A 3,717-nucleotide genomic window follows, 5' to 3' on the forward strand; every position below is an offset into this window, starting at 1 on the left:
GGAACCTTTGAAAGGAAGGTATAGGAAACATGACTGAATTACTGCAAAGCCTCAGCACACAAAACGAGTTCGTTGCCCGCCATAACGGACCGAATAAATCTGACCAGCAAAAAATGCTGGATGCGATTAATGTCAGCAGCCTGGACGCTCTGATTGAGCAGACTGTACCGGCACAAATTCGCCTAGAAAAACCAATGACAATGGCAGAAGCCAAGAGCGAAGCCGATATGCTGGCTGCGATGAAAGCATTCGCAGACCAAAACCAGGTGAAACGCACCTTTATTGGCCAGGGTTACTACAACACCTTCACGCCAAACGTGATCCTGCGTAACGTACTGGAAAACCCAGGCTGGTACACGGCTTACACGCCATACCAACCAGAGATTTCACAGGGCCGCCTGGAAGCACTGCTGAACTACCAGCAAATGGTCATGGACCTGACTGGCATGGATATCGCCAACGCCTCTCTGCTGGACGAAGCGACCGCCGCTGCAGAAGCGATGACTCTGTGTCAGCGTGCCGGTAAGAGCAAGAGCAAAGTATTTTTCGTTGCGGATGACGTTCATCCACAAACGATCGAAGTCGTTAAAACCCGTGCTGGATTCATCGGCTTTGAAGTAGTGGTTGCACCACTAGAAACCCTGCCAGAGCAGGATGTATTCGGTGCCCTGCTGCAATACCCGAACACGACCGGTGAAGTGCGCGATCTGACCGACATCATCGCCAAAGCACAAGCCAACAAAACCGTCGTTACTGTCGCGACCGACCTGCTGGCATCAGCCCTGCTGAAACCGGCCGGTGAAATGGGCGCAGACGTGGTGATCGGTTCGGCGCAGCGCTTCGGCGTACCTATGGGTTACGGCGGTCCACACGCTGCCTTTATGGCTACCCGCGACAAGCACAAACGTACCATGCCAGGCCGCGTGATCGGTGTCTCTATCGACTCGAAAGGCAATCAAGCACTGCGTATGGCGATGCAGACTCGTGAGCAGCACATTCGCCGCGAAAAAGCGACATCAAACATCTGTACTGCGCAGGCACTGCTGGCCAACATGGCAGCGTTCTACGCGGTATACCACGGTGCGGAAGGTCTGCGTACTATCGCTCGCCGTACTCACCACATGACTGCTATTCTGGCCGCGGGTCTGACTAAAGCAGGATTTGAACTGGCGCACAACAGCTTCTTCGATACCATCACCATCAATACCGGTGAGCAGACCGAAGCGCTGTACACCAAAGCGCAGCAGGCTGATATCAACCTGCGTAAGCTGGATGGCAAACTGGGCATCAGCTTCGACGAAACGACCACTACTGACGACATCGAAGCGCTGTTCGCGATCTTCGGCGTGAAAGAAAACGTCGCTGACCTGTCTGGCGAAATCGCAGCCAATGAATTTGCCGCAATTCCAGAAAACTGCCGTCGTAGCAGTGAATACCTGACTCACCCGGTATTCAACACGCATCACAGCGAAACTCAGATGATGCGCTACCTGAAGCAGCTGGAAAACAAAGACTTCTCACTGACTCACGGTATGATCCCACTGGGCAGCTGTACCATGAAACTGAACGCGGCTGCGGAAATGATTCCGGTTACCTGGCCAGAGTTCGGTTCTATCCACCCATACGCGCCTATCGAACAGGCGGCGGGTTACACTGCACTGGCGAAAGACCTGAAAGAAAAACTGTGTGAAATCACCGGCTACGATGCATTCTCACTGCAGCCTAACTCAGGTGCTTCTGGCGAATACGCTGGTCTTATCGCAATCCAGCGCTACCACCAGAGCCGCGGCGAAGGTCACCGTAATGTTTGCTTGATCCCAAGCTCTGCGCACGGTACTAACCCGGCCACGGCTTCTATGGTGTCGATGAAAGTTGTGGTTGTGAAATGCGACAGCGAAGGTAACGTCGATATCAATGATCTGGCAGATAAGATCGAGAAACACAAAGACAACCTGTCCAGTATCATGATCACTTACCCGTCTACCCACGGTGTGTACGAAGAGCAAGTGAAACAAGTATGCGAAATGGTTCACGCCGCTGGCGGCCAGGTATACATGGACGGCGCAAACATGAACGCTCAGGTTGGCCTGACTTCTCCTGGCTTCATCGGTTCTGACGTATCGCACCTGAACCTGCACAAAACCTTCTGTATCCCACACGGTGGCGGCGGTCCGGGTATGGGTCCTATCGGTGTTAAATCTCACCTGGCTCCATTCCTGCCTGGTCACATCGAAAACGGTGTTGAAGGTGAAGATTACGCGGTTTCTGCAGCAGATTTGGGTAGTGCTTCTATCCTGCCAATCTCCTGGGCTTACATCGCTATGATGGGCGCAGAAGGCCTGGCTGATGCAACCAAAGTTGCGATTTTGAATGCCAACTACGTGATGGAGCGTCTGCGTCCGCACTACCCGGTTCTCTACCGTGGCAGCAACGGTCGCGTGGCACACGAATGTATTATCGACATTCGTCCGCTGAAAGAAGAAACAGGCATCAGCGAAGAAGACATCGCTAAGCGTCTGATGGACTACGGTTTCCATGCGCCAACCATGTCTTTCCCGGTTGCCGGAACTCTGATGGTAGAACCAACTGAGTCTGAAGACCTGGAAGAGCTGGATCGTTTCTGCGACGCGATGATCGCGATTCGTGAAGAGATGAACAAGGTGAAAGTCGGTGAATGGCCGCTGGACGACAACCCACTGGTTAATGCTCCGCACACCCAAGTGGATCTGGCCAGCGAAGAGTGGCAGCGTCCTTACTCACGTGAACTGGGCTGCTTCCCATCACCTGCGACTAAGTCCTGGAAATACTGGCCAACAGTAAACCGAGTCGACAACGTCTACGGTGACCGTAACCTGATCTGTTCTTGCCCAAGCATCGACAACTACGAAGATTGATTGGTTGTTGATAGCAAAAGAAGTTGATTGGGCTTCGATAGACTTAAAAGGCGAACTGAGAAGTTCGCCTTTTTGTTTCTCCATTAATAGATACTCTAGATTGGAGAGCAGTAACTTCCTTTGCTCCGTTTGGGCAGTATTAACGGAGATATTCGTTCATCTGAGCAACTTGAACAACCTATCAACACACCAATGGATAGAGATATGGCCAACTCTCACATCCAAACTGTCTAGTACTCAATGAACAAGGAAACACTCTCAATGTTTGCAAAGTAACTTCTTTCATAAGGTGCTGATGTGACAACAAAATCAATACTAATATCACCTGCAGCTCGTTTTTTATTTATCGTTTCCACTAGTTCAGAATTAGATAGCTTAAACGTTTGGCCATTCTCCACATTATTGAATGACCCAATAGGATGCTCCCAAGGCAGGCATATAGTAAACGAGTCACAAAATGTATCATAGGTTACGTTTTGTTCAGACCAGTCCTGATTCACTATATTCGCTATAACATTGTTAAACGGGAACTTCAGAGTAGAGTCACCAAACTCGACAAGAAGAGTTGCTTTGATAATTTTGCCTTTAATCTCACTTAAGTCAAAATGTACCAACGTTTCAAAGTCATATGGCACTGATGCTCCTGATCTAAGGTATCCACCAACGCGAGGCTGAACGACATTTGAAGCAGGTACGCTTTGCCAATTTACTCTTTCTAACCCAAATAAAGTGGAATACAACGTGGTATTAACAGGAGGGTAAAAGTCAGATGATTTATAGTACGTCGTTTTCCCCAGGATACTTTGTCGATAAGAATCAACAC

Annotated in this window: 1 protein-coding gene and 1 pseudogene; one reads left to right on the plus strand and one right to left on the minus strand. The window is 50.0% G+C overall.

Features of this window, described 5'->3' with window-relative positions:
* The first annotated feature begins 29 nt into the window (after positions 1 to 29).
* A complete protein-coding gene (gcvP, locus tag ACQY6F_RS18425; RefSeq protein ID WP_428776531.1) occupies positions 30 to 2,894 on the plus strand; it encodes an aminomethyl-transferring glycine dehydrogenase in 2,865 nt (954 codons plus the stop codon).
* A gap of 230 nt (positions 2,895 to 3,124) precedes the next feature.
* Here gcvP and ACQY6F_RS18430 read toward each other — a convergent pair.
* Positions 3,125 to 3,717: pseudogene (locus ACQY6F_RS18430) on the minus strand (choice-of-anchor X domain-containing protein); the annotation flags it as partial.

The organism is Vibrio sp. (assembly GCF_050299255.1).
Taxonomy (GTDB): domain Bacteria; phylum Pseudomonadota; class Gammaproteobacteria; order Enterobacterales; family Vibrionaceae; genus Vibrio.

Excerpts from the sequence above, each read along its gene's own strand:
- gcvP (WP_428776531.1), top strand. The coding sequence starts at position 30 with ATGACTGAATTACTGCAAAGCCTCAGCACACAAAACGAGTTCGTTGCC.